This window comes from Variovorax sp. KBW07 (assembly GCF_003852515.1).
GTDB lineage: Bacteria > Pseudomonadota > Gammaproteobacteria > Burkholderiales > Burkholderiaceae_C > Variovorax.
The window spans coordinates 1-927 of sequence record NZ_QAJK01000243.1 but is presented as its reverse complement, the minus strand read 5'-3'; the positions used below and the strand labels follow the sequence as shown (position 1 = coordinate 927).

1 protein-coding gene is annotated in these 927 nt (G+C 65.2%); it reads left to right on the top strand.

Annotated features, from left to right (window positions below; genetic code table 11):
• Positions 1-882, top strand: an 882-nt coding sequence (locus DBV14_RS32810) for an amidohydrolase (RefSeq protein ID WP_124466349.1), incomplete at its 5' end; no start/stop codon positions are given.
• Positions 883-927 lie beyond the last annotated feature (45 nt).

Here is a 927-nt window from a genome sequence, read left to right as displayed (position 1 = left end):
GCCGAAGTGCTGGCGGGCATGAAGGAGCAGCTGCCGGGTTCGGTCAAGCTCATCTTCCAGCCGGCCGAAGAGAGCCCGGCCGACTTCGAGCCCAATGGCAGCAACATGTGGGGCGCCAAGCAGATGGTGGCCGAGGGCGTGCTGGAGAACCCGAAGGTCGACGCGATCTTCGGCCTGCACGTGAGCAGCGGCATCGAGTCGGGCAAGCTGGCCTGGCGCAGCGGCGCGGCAATGGCCGCCGCCGACCAGTTCTGGATCGACGTGAAGGGCCGCCAGACGCACGGTGCGCGGCCTTGGGGCGGCATCGATCCGATCGTGGTGGCGTCGCAGATCGTGATGGGGCTGCAGACGATCCAGAGCCGGCAGGTGAACGCGATGCTGGAGCCCTCGGTGATCACGGTGGGCACGATTCACGGCGGCAACCGGATGAACATCGTGCCCGAGAAGGTGGAGATGATGGGCACGGTGCGCACGTACGACGAGGGCATGAAGAAGGACATCCATGCGCGGATGAAGCGCACGACGGAGTCGATTGCCGCGAGCGCAGGGGCGGAAGCGACGTTCAAGGTGGTGGAGTTGTACAACGCGACGGTGAATCAACCGGCGTTGACGGCGCAGATGGCGCCGACGTTGCAGCGCGTGGCGGGCGAGGGCAACTGGATGCTGGGGCCGAAGGCGACGGCGTCGGAAGACTTTTCGTTCTACCAGGAGCGGGTGCCGGGGCTGTTCTTCAACCTGGGCGTGACGCCCAAGGGGGTGGACGTGACGAAAGCTGCTTCGAACCACTCACCGGAGTTCTACGTGGACGAGCCGGCGTTGATCAACGGGGTTCGCGCGTTGGCCAACCTGACTGTGGACTACATGACGGCTTCGGCGAAGTAGCCTCAGCGTTTGTCGTTTGTTCTAGGCGCTGCTGTTCGGGAGCGG